We start from the raw sequence: 15,752 nt of genomic DNA, 5'->3' as shown, positions 1-15,752 counted from the left end.
TCAGGAAGCCCTCGGATGATCAGGATAGTCGGGGTCGTCGTCAACGATGCCTGCTGGTGGGCGGGCCAACCGATTCGGCGCTGTCTTGCGGTAGACGGGCTGCCCGGAGAGCACACTGGCTCGCGAAAGCGTGTTGCTGGCCACGGACGAGACGATGATCAGGCACAGCACGGCGATGAGGGCCATGAGCAGCGAGCCCCAGCTGAATCCCTCCGAATGAAGGTCATAGACGTAGGCGGCCGCGACGATCAACGGCATCCCCAGGCCCGTGGCCGGTGAGAACACGTTGATCCGGGACAAAGCGTCACGTACCCGGAACATCGCAATTGCGGAGAACAGCATGAGCAGGGAGCCAGTGATCCCGAGAATACCGACCAGAGTGGTTGCCACAGCATCATTCATCAACGCAACCCCCTCGTGAGGATCCGCGACAGTGCGATGGTGGCAAGAATGCCGACCATGGACGACAGGAAGATCGCGTCGAGGATGATCGAGGAGGAGACGAGAATTCCGAACATGGTGAGCATGCCGATGGCGGAGAAGTACATGAGATCGCTGACGATCGCGCGTGAACCTAGGTCCTTGGCGGTCAGCACGCGGACCAGGCCCACAATGACAGCCGCGGCGAGGATGATGATGCAGATGCTGACGACGATGGTCATGGGCTTCCTTCCTCGTGTTCGACCTCGGTGACGGTGCTTGCGGCAGTCGTTGGAGCCCGGCCTCGCGTCATCGCGAGCAGACGCGACTCCATGTCGTACAGGCCCTCCAATGCGGATTCCTCGGAATCTTCGAACAGGGCATGGACGAAGAGCACCGGCGGCTGTGTGGAGGTACCTGCGGCAATGGCCGTGACCAAGGTTCCGGGGGTGATCGTGATCGACGAGGCGAACATGGTTACCTCAAGGTCGGTGACGCACCTCAACGGGACCTCGACGATCATCGGCTGCGCGTACTGACCGGGCCGGAACAGTCGGGTGACGATGGTCGCCGACCCGGTCACGATGGCCCAGCCGATGTAGGCGAGGTAGGTGATGCCGTGGACGAATCGCATCATGGCGTCGTCACCGCCTCGATGTAGGCGCTGTGGTCGAGCAGCCCAGCCGCGGCGCGGGCAGTGATCTCGAACAGCGGCTCGGGGTAGACGAAGATGGCCACGGACACTCCGATCATGATCGTACCCGGGACCAGCAGGCGTGCGGGAATCCGGACGCTGTTCGGAATGGGCTCGGCCGGGGCGCGGCCGGTCTCAGCCGAATCGGGGCGGTACGTCTGCATCGGCGGTCCCCAGAAGGTGTTGCGCCACATGCGCTGGAGAGTGAGCAGACTGATGACCGCTCCGATCACGATCGCCGCGACCAGCCACCAGCCCAGTGCATCTCCGCTGCCGGTGGCGGCCGTGATGAGTCCGACCTTTCCCCAGAGTCCGGAGGTCGGTGGGAGGCCGATAAGTGAGAACAGGCCGAGGACCATCAGGATCGTCGCCCACCTCTCTCTGCCGGCCAGCCCGGTCAGCTTTTTGAACGAGCCGCTGCCGTAGGTCTGTTCGACCGCTCCCATGATCAGCAGAAGGCCCGACATCGTGATCATGTGGTGGACCATGTAGAAGGCTCCTGCGCCCAACGCCGTCGAGGTCAGAAGCACAACACCAAGCAGAATATGTCCGACGCCGCTCGTCATCTGGAAGGCGAGGACATTGCGGACCCTGTTCTGCCCGATTCCGGACAGCGAACCGATGATGATGCTGGCCAAAGCGATGATGACGATGACGTTGACCCAGGCAGCAGGCTCGCCGTACATGGTGGTGTAGATCCGGTAGATCGCGTAGAGGGCGACCTTCGAGTGCAGACCTGAGAACAACGACATCATTCCGGCCGAGGTGTTCGGGTAGCTGCGCACCAGCCAACCGTGGAAGGGTGCGCCCCCGGCTTTGATGATCAGCGCGAAGAGGACGACGCCGATGGCCAGAGCCCCCTGCCCGGTCGGTGCCCCCATCTCGGCGAGGACCGCGATGTTCACGGTGCCGGTGGCTCCGTAGACGAAGCCGACACCGATGAGCAGGATCGTCGAGGTCAGGAGGTTGACCATGACATACATGCGACCCACGCCGAGGCGGCGCCAGGTTCCGGTGACCGCGATGAGTGCGTAGGCCGGCAGCACCATGACCTCGACGAAGACGAAGAAGTTGAAGAGGTCCCCTGTCAGCAGTGCACCGTAGACGCCGGTGAGCATCATCAGGATCAGGGCAGGGACGAAACGGTACTGGTCCTCACCCGTCGTGATCAGGAAGATGCAGCTCGCGATAGCGGTGGCGGACGTCAGTACCAGCATCAGAGCGGTGAATGTATCGGAAACGAACGGGATCGCCAACCCGGGGACGTAGCCGCCCACAGAGTGGGCAAGAACCGGCTCATGTTGGTGGACGAAGAGCAGCACGACGCCGAATATGCCGACGAAGCTCGGAGCCGCCAGCAGCAGGACGCGATCGACGGTGCGTGAGGTGATGAGCACGCTCAGCGCTGATGCCAGCAATGGCACACCGATAAGCAGTAGGAGAAGTGCCGGATTCATGATTCGCGCTCCTCCCCGGTCTCAGGGGCCCGTCTCTGATCATCGTCGTGGCCGAGAACGGCGAGTGCAAGCATGAAGATCGTCACCGCCAGGGTGATGACGATGGCGGTGAGAACGAAGGCCTGCGGCAACGGGTCGGCTGCCACGCTCTGGTCCCCGCGATTGCTCAAGGGCTCGACTCGCCAGGCGCTGACTCCTGCGGAGAGCAGGATGAAGTTCGCAGCATGGGAGATGAGTGTCAGTCCGAAGACGCCTCGGACCATGGATCGCTGCATCATCAGATACACGCCGCCTGCGGTGAGCACACCGATCGTGAGGGCAAGGATCATTTCGCACCCTCCTGTGCATCTGTTGGTGGCTGATCCGGTTGAGTGTCGCTCGACCGCTCTATGGGCGCATCGCCGTGCAGGATATGCGTTGATGAGGCCTTGACCTTCGCATCGGGGTTGCCGGCCCTTGATCGACGTTCGTGAGTCGGACGTTCCCCTCTGATCGCGTCCATCGGTCCGCTCAGCTCTCCGTATATCAGTTCGTCGGCACGCTCGCGGGTCAGTTCCACGTCACGATGGATGATGCCATTGGTGAGAACATCGTCGCCAGCGGGCGTGGCCGCAGAGTCCGAGACGCCGAGGATGTTGAACGACAGCAGGATCAGTCCGACCACCGCCAGATATACCCCGAGGTCGAAGATCATCGATGTTGTGAAGTGCTGCCCGAGGAAGTAGCCGTGCATCGGCTCGAGGAACGAGCCGGCGAAGATGAGACCGATGAAGCCGGTGGCCACCGCAGTGGCGACACCGAACCCGATCAGGTACAGCGGCGCCTTCGGCGGACCGATCGCTCGGTCCTTGGCCGTCGACATGTACAGCAGTCCGATGACCGCTGAACCGACCAGCGCCGCGATGAAGCCTCCGCCGGGTTCGTTGTGTCCGCGCCAGAAGATCACGAGTGAGGTGATCGCCAGCAGGGGGCCGAGGATCTTGATCGTGAGCTTAGGCGGTATCACGTTGGGCCAGGCCTCATGGACGGCTCGATAGGCGGTTGTGCCGCGGGGTCGGATGGAGACCCAGGCCTGCCGCGGGGGTTCGGGAATGTTCTCGGCGGGCGGGTCGATGAACTTGTCCTTGACCGTCGACATCACCGCAACGATCGCGATCCCGGCCATGCCGAGGACGGTGAGCTCTCCGAGTGTGTCCAGGGCACGGAACTCGACGAGAATGGTATTGACGATGTTGTGTCCGCCGCTGATGTCGGGGGCGTTCTCAATATAGAACTGGCCGAGGTCGGACCGTTCTCGGCGTCCATTCAGAGCCAGAGTCAGTACCGTCGCTGCGAGGCCGACGATGATCGCAAAGATCGCCCGTGTGGCCTGCAGACGCTTGGGATATCTCCAGAACGAACGCGGGAGCTTCTGCAGCACCAGCATGATGACGATGATCGTCATCGCCTCGACCAACAGCTGGGTAAGGGTGACGTCCGGGGCGCCGAGTGCCAGAATCTGCACGGTCGCCAGAATGCCGACTCCGGAGAGGGCCACGACCGTGGTCAGACGCGAATGCGAGGTGCAGACGACGAGGACGGCGATGGTGATAAGGACAAGGAGAACGATGTCGATGGGACGCCACAGACCTTCCTGCAGCGGAGGCAGCTCCGGATAGATGATCGGCACCGCGGTGAAGGCGAGCACGGCGAGACCGCCCAGCGACATTGCCAGGTAGGGACCGGAATTCATCGGCTTGACGAAGACGCCGAGGCTTCGGCCGGCCCTGCGCAGGGCCCAGGTGAGACCGTTGATGACGTCGGCTCCATCGAAGCCGAGGGTGGCGCGGTGGAAGAAGACGAACACGCGGGACCGATTGAGGATGATGATCACACCGATCGCGATGATCAGCAGTGAAGCGATGAGTTCGACGTTCACCCCGTGCCACAATGCCAGATGTACGGAACCCGTTGATTCGTACAGGGCAGCCCTGACCGCCTGGCTGATGGGGTTGTCGAAGACGAACAGTGCGAAACTCAGCGGAAGCGAGGCGAGGATCGGCACCGCGGCGGCAATAAGCATGACCGGAGAACCGTGACCCAGACGCGCTCGCTCCACAGGCTTGCCGTCGATGAACGCACCCCACACGGTCTTCGCGCAGTAGGCGAAAGTGAGCACCGAGGCACCGACGGCCACCAGCAGAGCCGCCCACCCGGTCCAGGCAGAACCGGGAGTATCGCCGAAGGCAGTGAACAGTGCCTCCTTCGACACGAACCCGAGCAGCGGCGGTATGCCCGACATGGAGGCACAGCCGACGATCATGACGATGAACGATGCCGGTGCCGCGCGCATCAGTTGTGGAATTCGGGTCAGTTCGCGGGTTCCGGCGAGGTGATCGACGACGCCGACCATCATGAACAGACCGGATTTGAAGAGGGCGTGGGCGATGACGTGCAACGTCGCGGCGGCGATCGCTGCCTCGGAGCCGATGCCGATCACCGCAGTGATGAGTCCCAGCTGAGAGACCGTGGAATAGGCCATCAGCTTCTTGACGTCGTATTGATTGAGGGCGAACCACCCGCCGATGCAGGCAGTGATCAGACCGGCGACGATGAGCAGAGTGTTCCACGCCGGCGTGGCATGGAATGCCGGGGTGAAACGCAACAGCAGGAAGATGCCGGCCTTGACCACGGCGGCCGCGTGCAGATACGCGGAGACCGGAGTAGCAGCGGCCATCGCATCGGGCAGCCACGAGTGGAACGGGAACTGAGCCGACTTGGTCATCGCTGCAACGGCGATGAGGACTGCGACCAAGCTCGTCACCGGCGATTGGGCTGACCAGACCGGCGAGCTCAGTGCCTCGTGAACGTTCGTGGTGCCGGTCACTGCGATGATCACACCGGTGGCCACCAGGAGGGACAATCCGCCGATGAAGGTGATGAACATGGTGCGCAGCGCCGGCGCTTGACCGGGCGAGCCGGACCTGGCGATGAGGAAGAACGAGGCCAGGGAGGTCAGCTCCCAGCAGACGAAGAGCACCAGAAGGTCGTTGCTGAGGACGAGCATGACCATCGAGAAGGTGAAGATCACCATCAGCCAGTAGAAGCTCGTGTTCCGTCCACGTTCCAGGTATCCGGTCGAATAGACGAAGACGACGGCCCCGATGATCAGCGCGATGTAGGTGAAGATGACGCCGATGCCGTCGGCGCGCAGCGCCAGGTCGACACCGAAGGTGGGAATCCACTGGTAGCTCACTTCCGGGGTGGACCCGGCCATCACCTCGGCGGCGGTGGGGGTGAACAGGCCTGCGATGCCCAGGTAGGCCGCGGCCAGGAGCCAACCACTGGCCCGGCCCAGCACACGCGTGATGAAGGGTGTGACAATGATGAGGGCGGCGAGAGCGACAACCGTTAGGATCATGGTCGAGACCTCAGGGCCCCGGACGCAGGTGATGCTTCCTTCACTCACTGACCCTTCGACAAAAAGAACGCAGTCTCTGGCAGACTCTGGCAGACGCAGACTTACAGATGATCAGACTATCGACTCGGAGTTCCATGAGCAAAAGCACAGGCCGCCCTCGGACGAGCGACACGATCCGCGTGTTCTTCGATGCTCGCTTCACCCGCACAACACATCATGACGGCATCTCCCGTTATGGTTCATGCCTGCTTGAGGCCCTGCTCAACGCCGTTGCCGGAACTGACATCGAGGTTACTGCGATCATCAGTGACGAAGATCAGCTCGCTCTTCTGCCGAAATGCCGGTGGGTCAAGCTCAACTCCCCCACCTCCGCAAAGGAGGTCGTCATCGCCAAGAAGCTCAACGACCTCGGCGCCGACGTCGTCTTCTCCACCATGCAGGTCATGGGGTCCACGGGACGCCGCTACGGGCTCATTCTCACCGTCCACGACCTCATCTACTATTCGCATCCCCTGCCCCCGGCAGATCTCCCGGCAGCTGTGCGACTGCTGTGGCGGGCCTACCACCTCAGCTTTGCCCCGCAGCGACTGCTGCTGGGTCGCGCCGACGCGATCGCAGCGGTGAGCCAGACGACGAAGGGGCTCATCGCCGATCACCGCCTGTCGTCGAAGCCGGTGACCGTGGTCTCCAATGCCGCCGAGGTTGCTGTTGCCGGATCCAGGTCAGTGAACCGACACGATGCACGGTCTTTGGTCTACATGGGTTCGTTCCTGCCGTATAAGAACGTCGAAACCCTCATCGGTTCGCTGCAGCACCTGCCGGGGTGGACCCTGCACATTGCCAGCCGCATCGACGGAAGGCGCGAGGCCGCGCTGCGAGCTCTCATCCCTGACCGGGCGAAGGTGATCTTCCACCGAGGTGTCAGCGATGAGGAATACGCTGCGCTGCTCGAGGGTGCGACCGCTCTGGTCACGGCGTCTCAGGAAGAGGGATTCGGACTCCCCGTCATCGAGGCGATGGCCCAGGGTGTGCCGGTGGCGATCTCGGACATTGCGATCTTCCACGAAATCGCCGGGGACGCCGCCGTATACTTCGACCCCGATGATGCCGGTGACGTGGCGGCTGGGATCGCTCGCCTCACCGATGCGAAGCTGTGGTCAGAGCTCTCTGCTGCGGGCCAGAAGCAGGCAACGTCTTTCGACTGGAACTCATCGGCTCAGGCGCTGATAGGAATGATCCGCCAGGTGCACGCACTGCGACAGTAGGCCCGGTGGGCGCGCGTGTCAGGAAGGAACAGTGCCCCAGCTGCGCAGGATCCAGTTGGTTCCGGTGAACGCGAATTCCCCGTGTCCGCAGTTGCCGAGGACAGCCAGACGACCGGGCCCGTCCATGCCGAGCAGCAGTTCTGCAGCTGCCCGCAGGACCGCGCCGTGAGCGACGATGACGATCGTCTGTGCTTGAGTTCCATTGACGATCTCGGTGATCGCCGAGGCGACGCGCTGGCCTGACTCGGATCGTGATTCCCCGCCGGGAGGGTTCATATCGGCTCCGCTGAGCCATTGTTCGAGTGCGTCGGGCCAGGTGGTGCTGAGTTCGTCGCGAGTGTGGCCTTCCCACTGGCCGAAGGCAGTCTCCCGCAGACGGTCATCGCGGGTCACCTGGATGTTCAGACGTGAAGCCAGTTCGTCGGCCGTGTCAGCAGCCCGTGACAGGTCGGAGGAGACGATGAGCTCAGGTGCCAGCTCGCTGAGGTAGCTCGCTGCCTGCGCTGCCTGTGTCCGACCGAGTTCGTTGAGGGGGATGTCGGACTGTCCCTGGAACCGACGTTCGACGTTGTAGTCCGTCTGGCCGTGGCGCCAGAAGATGACAGTCTTGGTCATCGAGCGCCGTCGGCGCCGGAATGTTCCGGCAGCTCCAGATCGATGACCGGGCAGTCCTTCCACAGACGTTCGAGCGCGTAGTATTCGCGCTGTTCGGGCGAGAAGACGTGGACGACGATGTCGCCGAAGTCGAGCAGCACCCAATCACCGCTCCCCCGGCCTTCACGACGCAGGGGTGTGCGACCGTAGGTCGTCTGCACAGCTTCTTCGACAGCGTCGACGATCGATCCGATCTGCCGATCGTTCTCCGCTGAGATGATGAGGAAGGCGTCAGTGATGTAGAGAGTGGCACTCACATCAAGAGCCACCTGATCGGTGCCGAGCTTGTCGTCCGCCGCACGTGCGGCGGTCCTCAGCATTTGGGTTGATTCAACGATCTCGCTCACAAGAGCCTTTCAGATGATTACAGCAACATGACCAGTGCAATGACGATGAGTGCGACTGCGAAGAGCGCAGCGACACCCAGCACTACATAGGGTACTTTGGATGGTTCTTCGCCAACAAGAATGCGACCGTCGTGACCGGTGACCTCGCTGGCGCGGATGCGCGTTCCCGGAGGATTCTCGGTCTCTTCGTCCTCATAGTCAGAGTTGGGCAGTGCCCAGGCCTCTGGCACGGTCTCCATCGGACGTGTTTCCGGATTGGCTGCCAGCGCGCGGGCGGCATCATCGGATGAGGTCGAAGACTCTTCCGCGGACTGTGCCTCGGGAACAGGGGCGAATCCGTTCGCGGTGCTTCCGGTGCCCGGCGTGCCAGGAGCCGAGGAATCGACTTTCGAGTCCCTCGTCTCGTTCGAGTCCCGTGCCTCATTCGAGTCCGAACGGTTCGTATTCGGCCCGCCGGATCCCGGGCGAGCATCGGTACTGGTGTCTGCGTCGTCGACTGCAGGAATCTGGGCCGAGGCAGCCGTGACGACTCGCACTCCCGAGCTGCTCGGCGGCTTCACGATGGGCATCCGTCGTGAACGGCTCGTCTCGCCGGTCTCTTCCTCGGTCTCATCGGTGAGCGCATCGGCGTCGACACGCTCATCGCGGTCCCCGTGTGCGGGCTGCTCGGGCGCCGCTGTCGCGGAGTCGGCTGTCTCAGCTGAAGCGATTTCGGCAGCGGGAACCTCGTGCTGCTTCGGCGCCGAGGTGGCTCCGGGGGCAGGTGTTCCTGCGATAGGTGTTGCCGTTGGCTCTTCGACGTCCAGTTGCTCAATCGGCTGGGACAGTGCGTCCTGTGGGTCATCGTCGAGAGCGGTGGGACGGGGGGCCGAATCGGCGGTGACGGGAGCTTCGAAGTCTCGTGCGGCGACTTCATCAGCCGATCCGCCGAATCCTGCCGCATCAACGGAATCGCTGTCGGTGACAGCTGCGCTGTCCGGACCCTCTGGGGAGGTCTCGTCCTCTGCTGTCTCCTCGGGCCCGGCGATGACCGGAATCGCGCCGGTGGAGACGTCGCCTTCCAGGGACAGCCCGTTGTCGCGCAGGTACTTCTTTCGCGCGGTGCGTGATTCGAAATGAGGCAGTGGGGCTCGTTGCGGGTCGAGGCGGTCCTCGGTGTCGACAGGAGCTTGTGATTCCTGCGGCTGGTCCGTGACCTCACCAGGCTCCGCTTCCGATCCGGTCGGCGTTGGCTCGGGCGTCGTCGTTCGCGGCTCCGGCGCCTGAGCGGGTGCGGGCGGCTGGTTCAGCAGTTCGGCCCGATTGGTCGGTGACGGTTCGCTCGGCTGCTCAGGTGTCTCTCGTGCTTCGAACGCCTGTTCTGCAGCCAGCCGCTCGGCTTCTCGCCTGGCGCGACGTGACGTGAACTGCTCCTCAGCCATTTTCACTCCTGTACAACTCGTATTTCGCGATGTACTGAACGACCCCATCCGGTACGAGATACCAGACAGGCGCCCCATCCATCACCCGTAGTCTGCAATCCGTGGAAGAGATCGACAGTGCAGGAATCTGCACCAAGCTCAATCGATCCACCGGAAGACCTTCACTGCGAAGTTCGTGTCCCGGTCGGCTCACTCCGACGAAGTGAGCCAAGGAAAACAGCTCATCTACATTCTTCCACGTCAGAATCTGAGCCAAAGCGTCCGCGCCGGTGATGAAGAACATCTCTGTGCCGGTTCCGTAGCTTCTGGCCAGGTCACGAAGCGTATCGATCGTGTAGGTCGGCCCCGGGCGATCGACGTCGGCCCGGGAGACGGTGAAGCGCGGGTTGGACGCGGTTGCGATGACTGTCATCAGATACCGATGTTCGGCGCTGGTGACCTCTTCGACGTCCTTCTGATACGGACGGCCGGTGGGCACGAAGACCACCTCGTCGAGATCGAAGGTCGACTGCACCTCGCTGGCGGCGACCAGGTGACCGTGGTGAATGGGGTCGAAGGTGCCGCCCATGACACCGACCCTGCGTGTTTGCTTTGCCATATCAGTGGCGGTTGGAGATGCCCTTCCACGACCGCGTCACTGCTGCCATCGAGAGGAAGATCGCGAGGGTGATGAGTCCGAAGAAGATCGGGTCCATCGGCAATTCGGTGTGGTGGGCTGCCTTCTCCGCGCCTTCGGCGACGGTGGTCAACAGTGCTGCATTCACGTGTTCTCTCCTTATCAGTGATGCTGACGCGGTGTGTCTGCGTCACAGTGCTTATGGCTTCAGTTTCTCATGAACTGTGGGACAAGTGGACATCGACATGAGGTTGAGCGTGATCGGAGTTCGCCGTCGGCGCTCTCTGACCTGGGCCGTGTCAGTTCCGGATCTGTCCATTGCCTATCATGACCCATTTCGTGGTCGTCAGCTGTTCGACGCCCATGGGTCCACGGGCATGGAGCTTCTGGGTTGAGATACCGACCTCGGCGCCGAAGCCGAGCTCTCCCCCATCGGTGAATCGTGTGGAGACGTTGACTCCGACCGCTGCGGCATCGATGGCTGTGACGAATGTCTCGGCGTTGTCGAGGTCCTTGGTCACGATCACCTCGGTATGGCCGGAGGAATAGGCGCGGATATGCTCGATGGCTTCGTCGATTCCCGACACGACCTTCACCGCGAGTTCGAGGTCCAGATATTCCTTCGCCCAGTCGCGTCGAGACACGCGCTTGACCTTCATCGTCTCTGGTGCCAGTGCCGCGACGGTGGTGTCGGCGTGCAGAACGACCCCGGCCTTGTCGAGTCGGTCGAGGATCTTGGGAAGGACGCGCTTGGCTGCCTTCTCATGAACCAGCAGAGTTTCCAACGAGTTGCAGACACTGGGTCGATGCGTCTTCGAGTTGACGACGAGGTCGACCGAGTTCTTCACCGTAGCGGATGAATCGATGAACATATGGACGTTCCCGATTCCGGTTTCGATGACCGGAACCAGCGATTCCTGCACCACAGTGTTGATGAGCTCGGCACCGCCTCGTGGAATGAGGAGGTCGACGTAGTCACGCGCGTTCATGAGCACTGTGGCGCCGTCGCGTCCGTATTGGTCGATTCCGTTGATCGAATCTGCGGGAAGACCTGCCGACTCCACGGCTTTGCGCAGCACAGAGACGATCTCAGTGTTGGTGTTCTGTGCGGCGGAGCCTCCGCGCAGCACAGTGGCGTTGCCGGCCTTGAGTGCCAGGATCGCGATGTCGACGGTGACGTTGGGGCGAGCTTCGTAGATCGCGCCGATCACGCCCATCGGCACACGGTTCTGGGTCAGACGGATGCCGTTGGGCAGGACCCTTCCGACCACGACGTTGCCCACGGGGTCGTCAAGATCGATGATCGTTCCGACCGATGTGGCGATGGCTTCGATGCGATCATGATCGAGTCGAAGTCGGTCGAGGAGACCGGCGTTCATCCCGTTGTCGATACCGGCGGCGATGTCGACTTCATTGGCTTTGACGATTCGGTCTGAATTCTCACTCAGAGCATCTGCGATCGCGCGCAGACCGGCGTCTTTCTCTGCCGTCGACGAGGTGGCCAAGTGAGCTGCGGCGCTCTTGGCGTTGCGGACGACTCTCGTCACACCCCGGACGGTCTTCGGGTGTATCTCGGATACAGCGGTCATGGACTATCTCCCCCCGCTCACGTGAGTGAGTACGAGATCATTGCGATGGATGACCTCTTTACGGTAATCATTTCCCAGTCGGGTGCCAAGTTCGTCCGTGGAGAAGCCGAACATCGCGGGCAGCTCATGGGCTGAGAAGTTGGTCATTCCACGGGCGATGACCGTGCCGTCGAGGCTTCTGATCTCGATGGGGTCACCCGCCTCGAAGTCACCGGTGACACCTGTGACTCCGGCAGCCAGCAGGGAGGTTCCTCTGGAGAGCACTGCCGATTCGGCGCCCTTGTCGATCGTCACCGAGCCGAAGGTGCGAGCCAGATGCCGCAGCCACAGCAGCCGGGTCCCGCGCCGTTTGTGCGTCACGGCGAACCAGGTGCCCACATGTTCACCGCCGAGCACTCCAGAGACCTTCTCCGCGGAGGTCAGTACTGCTGGGATCCCTGAGTCGGCCACCATCAGCGCGGCTTCGACCTTCGTCGCCATGCCCCCGGTTCCCGTGCCGGCCGATCCGGTTCCGCCGATGGCGATGTCCCCGAGGTCGGCGATGCTGGAGACGCGTTCGATGCGCACCGATTCAGGCAGATTCGGCGGCCCGGAGTACAGGGCGTCGACGTCGGACAGGAGCACGAGAGCATCGGCGTGTGAGAGATGTGCGACGAGAGCGGCAAGGCGATCATTGTCGCCGAAACGGATCTCTTCGGTCGCCACAGCGTCGTTCTCATTGACGATCGGCAAGGTCCCGAGCGCAAGCAGCTTGTCGATGGCGCGTTGGGCGTTCTTGTATCTGGTGCGACGGATCAGATCATCGGCGGAGAGCAGGACCTGTCCTGGGACCAGATCGTAGCGACCAAGAGCCCGAGTGTAGGCGGCCATCAGCAGACCTTGGCCGACTCCGGCCGCAGCCTGCTGTGTGGCCAGGTCACGTGGCCGTTTGTACAGCCCCATGGGTTCGAGTCCGGCGGCGATCGCACCGGAGGACACGAGGATGACCTCATGACCTGCGGCACGATGGGCACCGATGACATCGGTCAGTGCAATCAGCTTCGCCTCGTCCAAACCTCCGTCGAGGGTCGTCAGCGACGAGGAGCCGACCTTGATCACGATGCGCCGGGCCGTGGCGATATCCGTGCGCACCGGGTGGTTCTCAGTTACGGAGGACGAACTCTCGATCATTCCTGACCGGACTCCGCATCGGAGACGAACGCGCCCGAGCTTTCCCGGCTGCGGACAGCGCGCTCAGCAAGACGCTCCTGTTCCTGCTCGGCCCGGACTGCGGCCTTGGCATCCATGCGGTCGTGGAATGCCGCCTTGCGCTCCTTGCGTGTCGACCGTGTGTCGTCTTCCAAACGCAGGTCTGTACCGCGGCTGCCCAACAGCTCGGCACCGCCCACACTTGTCGGATCCCAGTCGAAGACGACACCGTCATCTCCGCCGATCACGATCGTGTCGCCGGGCTTGGCACCGGCCTTGAACAGAGATTCTTCGACGCCGAGACGATCGAGCCGGTCGGCGAGATAACCGACAGCCTCATCATTGGCGAAGTCTGTCTGGCGCACCCAGCGTTCGGGCTTGACTCCGCGGATCCGGAAGACAGGACCGTCGTCATCGCTTTCGGCCTGCACCTGGAATCCGCGGTCGTCGACTGCCCGAGGACGAATGACGACGCGCTGCGGCGTGGCTTCGAACTCTGCCCGACGCTCACGTTCAGCGGTGACGAGTTCTGCCATGGCGAATGAGAGTTCCCGCAGACCGGTGTGGCTGACGGCGGAGATCTCGAACACCCGATAGCCAGCGGCTTCGAGGTCCGGGCGGACGATATCGGCTAGGTCATGGCCATCGGGAATGTCGACCTTGTTGAGCGCCACCAGCTTCGGACGTTCGGACAGAGGCAGCAGCCCGCTTCCGTCGTCGAGGTCGACCGCGTAGGCGGCGAGTTCGGATTCGATGATCGTCAGGTCCGAGACTGGATCACGGCCCGGCTCCCACGTCGCCATGTCAACGACGTGGACCAAAGCGGCACAGCGTTCGACGTGGCGCAGGAACTCCAGGCCCAGCCCCTTGCCCTCCGACGCACCCGGGATGAGTCCCGGGACATCGGCGATCGTGTAGCGCACATCCCCGGCCTGGACCACGCCGAGGTTGGGCACGAGTGTCGTGAACGGGTAGTCCGCGATCTTCGGCTTGGCCTCAGACATAGCGGCGATGAGGCTGGATTTGCCGGCTGAGGGGTATCCGACGAGCGCGATGTCCGCAATCGTCTTCAGTTCCAGCACCAAGCTCAGTGCTTCGCCAGGTTCGCCCAACAGGGCGAAGCCCGGAGCCTTGCGCTTCGACGATGCCAGAGCCGCGTTGCCGAGTCCGCCGCGGCCACCTGCGGCAGCAACGTATTCGGTTCCGGGTTCGACGAGGTCAGCGATGATCTCGCCGTCCTGGCTCTTCACAACCGTGCCCTCTGGGACAGCGATGACGAGATCTCCCCCGTCAGCGCCATGACGCAGATCGCCCTTCCCGATTCCGCCGTCGTCTGCGGTCAGGTGCGGACGGTGGTGCAATGGCAGCAGCGTGGTGGTCTGGGTGTCGACGACGAATTTGACGTCACCGCCCTGACCTCCGTTGGCGCCGTCAGGTCCGCCAAGAGGTTTGAACTTCTCGCGCCTGATCGAGGCGCAGCCGTTGCCGCCGTCACCGGCGGAGAGATGGACTGTGACACGGTCTATGAACTCGGTGGCCATAATGTCCTTATATCAGATGAAGGGTGAGTCTCGAGACTCACCCTTCATGGACCCCTAACAGGGGAAAAACAGAACTAGTCGATCAAGCGCCGACGATGTTGACGATCTTACGACCGTTGCGTTTGCCGAATTCCACGGCTCCTGCGGACAGCGCGAAGAGCGTGTCGTCTCCGCCGCGTCCGACGTTGGCGCCTGGGTGGAACTTGGTTCCGCGCTGGCGAACGATGATCTCTCCGGCCTTGACAACCTGTCCACCGAAGCGCTTCACACCGAGGTACTGCGGGTTCGAGTCGCGACCGTTACGGGACGAGCTGACTCCCTTTTTGCTTGACATGTGAAGTCTCCTCTTACTTGATGTTCGTGATCTTCAGACGGGTGAGGTCCTGGCGGTGGCCCTGACGCTTCTTGTAACCGGTCTTGTTCTTGTACTTCTGAATGATGATCTTGGGACCGCGAAGCTCGTTGACGACCTCAGCGCTGACAGCGACCTTCGACAAGGCATCGACGTCGGTCGTGACAGTCTCACCGTCGACGAGGAGGACGGCGTCGAGCTCGACGCTCTCTCCGGCCTTCGCCTTCATTCGGTTAACTGTGATGATGTCGCCGACGCTGACCTTTTCCTGATGGCCACCGGCACGGACAATGGCATAGACCATGTCGAACCCTTTCTGTTCATACACAAACGAACGGCGGTTGATCCCTTGGCTCCCGAAGAAGGATTTCCCCGGGTGTCCCATTGAGAGGAATCACCAGCCGTGGTGCGCAGCACGCACCGACGGTCAAGTCTAATGGATTCGACCATCGTTGGGCAAACCGTACGTCGTGCCGAACTCAAGCCTCACGGGTCTCAGCGATCCGTTCGTGATGACGGATCACCTCGGCGACGATGAAGGTCAGGAACTTCTCTGCGAACTCCGGGTCCAGGTGCGCATCTTCGGCCAGCCTGCGGAGGTGGGCAACCTGCCTGCGCTCCCTCTCGGGATCCGCGGGAGGCAGACCGTGGTCGGCCTTCAGCTCGCCGACTCTCTCTGTGAGCTTGAACCTCTCAGCGAGCAGATGGATGAGCGCTGCGTCGATGTTGTCAATGCTTCCGCGCAGTTCCAACAGTCGCTCCTGGGCATGTGTCTTGTCGTTGATCTGATCCACGTGCTCCAGTCTAA

18 protein-coding genes are annotated in these 15,752 nt (G+C 62.4%); 1 reads left to right on the top strand and 17 read right to left on the bottom strand.

Going from position 1 to position 15,752, the window contains the following annotated elements; all coding sequences use genetic code 11:
• Genes INT29_RS14605 through INT29_RS14580 form a run of 6 tightly spaced genes read right to left on the bottom strand, consistent with a single transcriptional unit; the run spans window position 1 to window position 5,971 of the window.
• Window positions 1-402, bottom strand: a complete 402-nt coding sequence (locus INT29_RS14605) for a cation:proton antiporter (RefSeq protein ID WP_096162112.1) — start codon at window positions 400-402, stop codon at window positions 1-3.
• Entirely contained in the window at window positions 402-662 is a 261-nt protein-coding gene (locus tag INT29_RS14600) for a monovalent cation/H+ antiporter complex subunit F (RefSeq protein WP_009884182.1), read from the bottom strand. Before INT29_RS14600 ends, INT29_RS14605 begins: the two co-directional genes overlap by 1 nt.
• Window positions 659-1,057, bottom strand: a complete 399-nt coding sequence (locus INT29_RS14595; RefSeq protein ID WP_101598510.1) for a Na+/H+ antiporter subunit E — start codon at window positions 1,055-1,057, stop codon at window positions 659-661. The genes INT29_RS14600 and INT29_RS14595 overlap by 4 nt, the downstream gene beginning before the upstream one ends.
• Window positions 1,054-2,571 (bottom strand): monovalent cation/H+ antiporter subunit D family protein, encoded by a 1,518-nt coding sequence (locus tag INT29_RS14590; RefSeq protein WP_009884180.1) that lies wholly within the window; start codon window positions 2,569-2,571, stop codon window positions 1,054-1,056. Before INT29_RS14590 ends, INT29_RS14595 begins: the two co-directional genes overlap by 4 nt.
• Window positions 2,568-2,900: a sodium:proton antiporter gene (locus INT29_RS14585; RefSeq protein WP_009884179.1), complete on the bottom strand. Its 333-nt coding sequence runs from the start codon at window positions 2,898-2,900 to the stop codon at window positions 2,568-2,570. Before INT29_RS14585 ends, INT29_RS14590 begins: the two co-directional genes overlap by 4 nt.
• On the bottom strand, window positions 2,897-5,971 hold the full coding sequence (locus tag INT29_RS14580; RefSeq protein WP_069601340.1) for a DUF4040 family protein: 3,075 nt from the start codon (window positions 5,969-5,971) through the stop codon (window positions 2,897-2,899). Before INT29_RS14580 ends, INT29_RS14585 begins: the two co-directional genes overlap by 4 nt.
• A gap of 134 nt (window positions 5,972-6,105) precedes the next feature.
• Between INT29_RS14580 and INT29_RS14575 the strand changes: the two genes are divergently transcribed.
• Window positions 6,106-7,236, top strand: coding sequence for a glycosyltransferase family 4 protein (locus tag INT29_RS14575; protein ID WP_096146470.1), 1,131 nt, complete (start codon window positions 6,106-6,108; stop codon window positions 7,234-7,236).
• A gap of 18 nt (window positions 7,237-7,254) precedes the next feature.
• On the opposite strand, the gene INT29_RS14570 is transcribed toward INT29_RS14575, so the two are convergent.
• From INT29_RS14570 to INT29_RS14520, 11 genes are all read right to left on the bottom strand, one after another.
• Complete coding sequence (locus INT29_RS14570; RefSeq protein WP_193072067.1) at window positions 7,255-7,851, bottom strand: histidine phosphatase family protein; 597 nt, start codon at window positions 7,849-7,851, stop codon at window positions 7,255-7,257.
• Window positions 7,848-8,210 (bottom strand): ribosome silencing factor, encoded by a 363-nt coding sequence (rsfS, locus tag INT29_RS14565; protein ID WP_193072065.1) that lies wholly within the window; start codon window positions 8,208-8,210, stop codon window positions 7,848-7,850. The genes INT29_RS14570 and rsfS overlap by 4 nt, the downstream gene beginning before the upstream one ends.
• Window positions 8,211-8,254: 44 nt before the next feature.
• A complete protein-coding gene (locus INT29_RS14560) occupies window positions 8,255-9,658 on the bottom strand; it encodes a hypothetical protein (RefSeq protein WP_096146469.1) in 1,404 nt (467 codons plus the stop codon).
• Window positions 9,651-10,256 carry a nicotinate-nucleotide adenylyltransferase gene (gene nadD / locus INT29_RS14555; protein ID WP_035279184.1) on the bottom strand — a complete coding sequence of 202 codons (606 nt, stop codon included), beginning with the start codon at window positions 10,254-10,256 and terminating at the stop codon, window positions 9,651-9,653. Before nadD ends, INT29_RS14560 begins: the two co-directional genes overlap by 8 nt.
• A 1-nt stretch (window position 10,257) precedes the next feature.
• On the bottom strand, window positions 10,258-10,422 hold the full coding sequence (locus INT29_RS14550) for a hypothetical protein (protein ID WP_009884172.1): 165 nt from the start codon (window positions 10,420-10,422) through the stop codon (window positions 10,258-10,260).
• Window positions 10,423-10,573: 151 nt separating this feature from the next.
• Window positions 10,574-11,863 (bottom strand): glutamate-5-semialdehyde dehydrogenase, encoded by a 1,290-nt coding sequence (locus tag INT29_RS14545; protein WP_096146468.1) that lies wholly within the window; start codon window positions 11,861-11,863, stop codon window positions 10,574-10,576.
• Between the two features lie 3 nt (window positions 11,864-11,866).
• A complete protein-coding gene (proB, locus tag INT29_RS14540) occupies window positions 11,867-13,033 on the bottom strand; it encodes a glutamate 5-kinase (protein WP_101598506.1) in 1,167 nt (388 codons plus the stop codon).
• Window positions 13,030-14,592, bottom strand: a complete 1,563-nt coding sequence (gene obgE / locus INT29_RS14535) for a GTPase ObgE (protein ID WP_101638797.1) — start codon at window positions 14,590-14,592, stop codon at window positions 13,030-13,032. The genes proB and obgE overlap by 4 nt, the downstream gene beginning before the upstream one ends.
• Window positions 14,593-14,674: 82 nt before the next feature.
• Window positions 14,675-14,926: a 50S ribosomal protein L27 gene (rpmA, locus tag INT29_RS14530; protein WP_009884168.1), complete on the bottom strand. Its 252-nt coding sequence runs from the start codon at window positions 14,924-14,926 to the stop codon at window positions 14,675-14,677.
• Between the two features lie 13 nt (window positions 14,927-14,939).
• Entirely contained in the window at window positions 14,940-15,248 is a 309-nt protein-coding gene (rplU, locus tag INT29_RS14525) for a 50S ribosomal protein L21 (RefSeq protein WP_029417392.1), read from the bottom strand.
• 175 nt (window positions 15,249-15,423) lie between these two features.
• A complete protein-coding gene (locus INT29_RS14520; protein WP_009884166.1) occupies window positions 15,424-15,738 on the bottom strand; it encodes a chorismate mutase in 315 nt (104 codons plus the stop codon).
• Between the last annotated feature and the right edge of the window lie 14 nt (window positions 15,739-15,752).

It is taken from the genome of Brevibacterium sp. FME37, assembly GCF_014897485.1.
Taxonomy (GTDB): Bacteria; Actinomycetota; Actinomycetes; order Actinomycetales; family Brevibacteriaceae; genus Brevibacterium.
This window is presented reverse-complemented; position numbering and strand designations above follow the sequence as displayed.

Coding starts and splice junctions, on each gene's coding strand:
- INT29_RS14545 (WP_096146468.1), bottom strand. CDS start 11,863: ATGACCGCTGTATCCGAGATACACCCGAAGACCGTCCGGGGTGTGACG.
- INT29_RS14605 (WP_096162112.1), bottom strand. CDS start 402: ATGAATGATGCTGTGGCAACCACTCTGGTCGGTATTCTCGGGATCACT.
- INT29_RS14560 (WP_096146469.1), bottom strand. CDS start 9,658: ATGGCTGAGGAGCAGTTCACGTCACGTCGCGCCAGGCGAGAAGCCGAG.
- rsfS (WP_193072065.1), bottom strand. CDS start 8,210: ATGCTGAGGACCGCCGCACGTGCGGCGGACGACAAGCTCGGCACCGAT.
- rpmA (WP_009884168.1), bottom strand. CDS start 14,926: ATGTCAAGCAAAAAGGGAGTCAGCTCGTCCCGTAACGGTCGCGACTCG.
- rplU (WP_029417392.1), bottom strand. CDS start 15,248: ATGGTCTATGCCATTGTCCGTGCCGGTGGCCATCAGGAAAAGGTCAGC.
- INT29_RS14590 (WP_009884180.1), bottom strand. CDS start 2,571: ATGAATCCGGCACTTCTCCTACTGCTTATCGGTGTGCCATTGCTGGCA.
- obgE (WP_101638797.1), bottom strand. CDS start 14,592: ATGGCCACCGAGTTCATAGACCGTGTCACAGTCCATCTCTCCGCCGGT.
- INT29_RS14600 (WP_009884182.1), bottom strand. CDS start 662: ATGACCATCGTCGTCAGCATCTGCATCATCATCCTCGCCGCGGCTGTC.
- INT29_RS14585 (WP_009884179.1), bottom strand. CDS start 2,900: ATGATCCTTGCCCTCACGATCGGTGTGCTCACCGCAGGCGGCGTGTAT.
- INT29_RS14575 (WP_096146470.1), top strand. CDS start 6,106: ATGAGCAAAAGCACAGGCCGCCCTCGGACGAGCGACACGATCCGCGTG.
- INT29_RS14595 (WP_101598510.1), bottom strand. CDS start 1,057: ATGATGCGATTCGTCCACGGCATCACCTACCTCGCCTACATCGGCTGG.
- proB (WP_101598506.1), bottom strand. CDS start 13,033: ATGATCGAGAGTTCGTCCTCCGTAACTGAGAACCACCCGGTGCGCACG.
- nadD (WP_035279184.1), bottom strand. CDS start 10,256: ATGGCAAAGCAAACACGCAGGGTCGGTGTCATGGGCGGCACCTTCGAC.
- INT29_RS14570 (WP_193072067.1), bottom strand. CDS start 7,851: ATGACCAAGACTGTCATCTTCTGGCGCCACGGCCAGACGGACTACAAC.
- INT29_RS14580 (WP_069601340.1), bottom strand. CDS start 5,971: ATGATCCTAACGGTTGTCGCTCTCGCCGCCCTCATCATTGTCACACCC.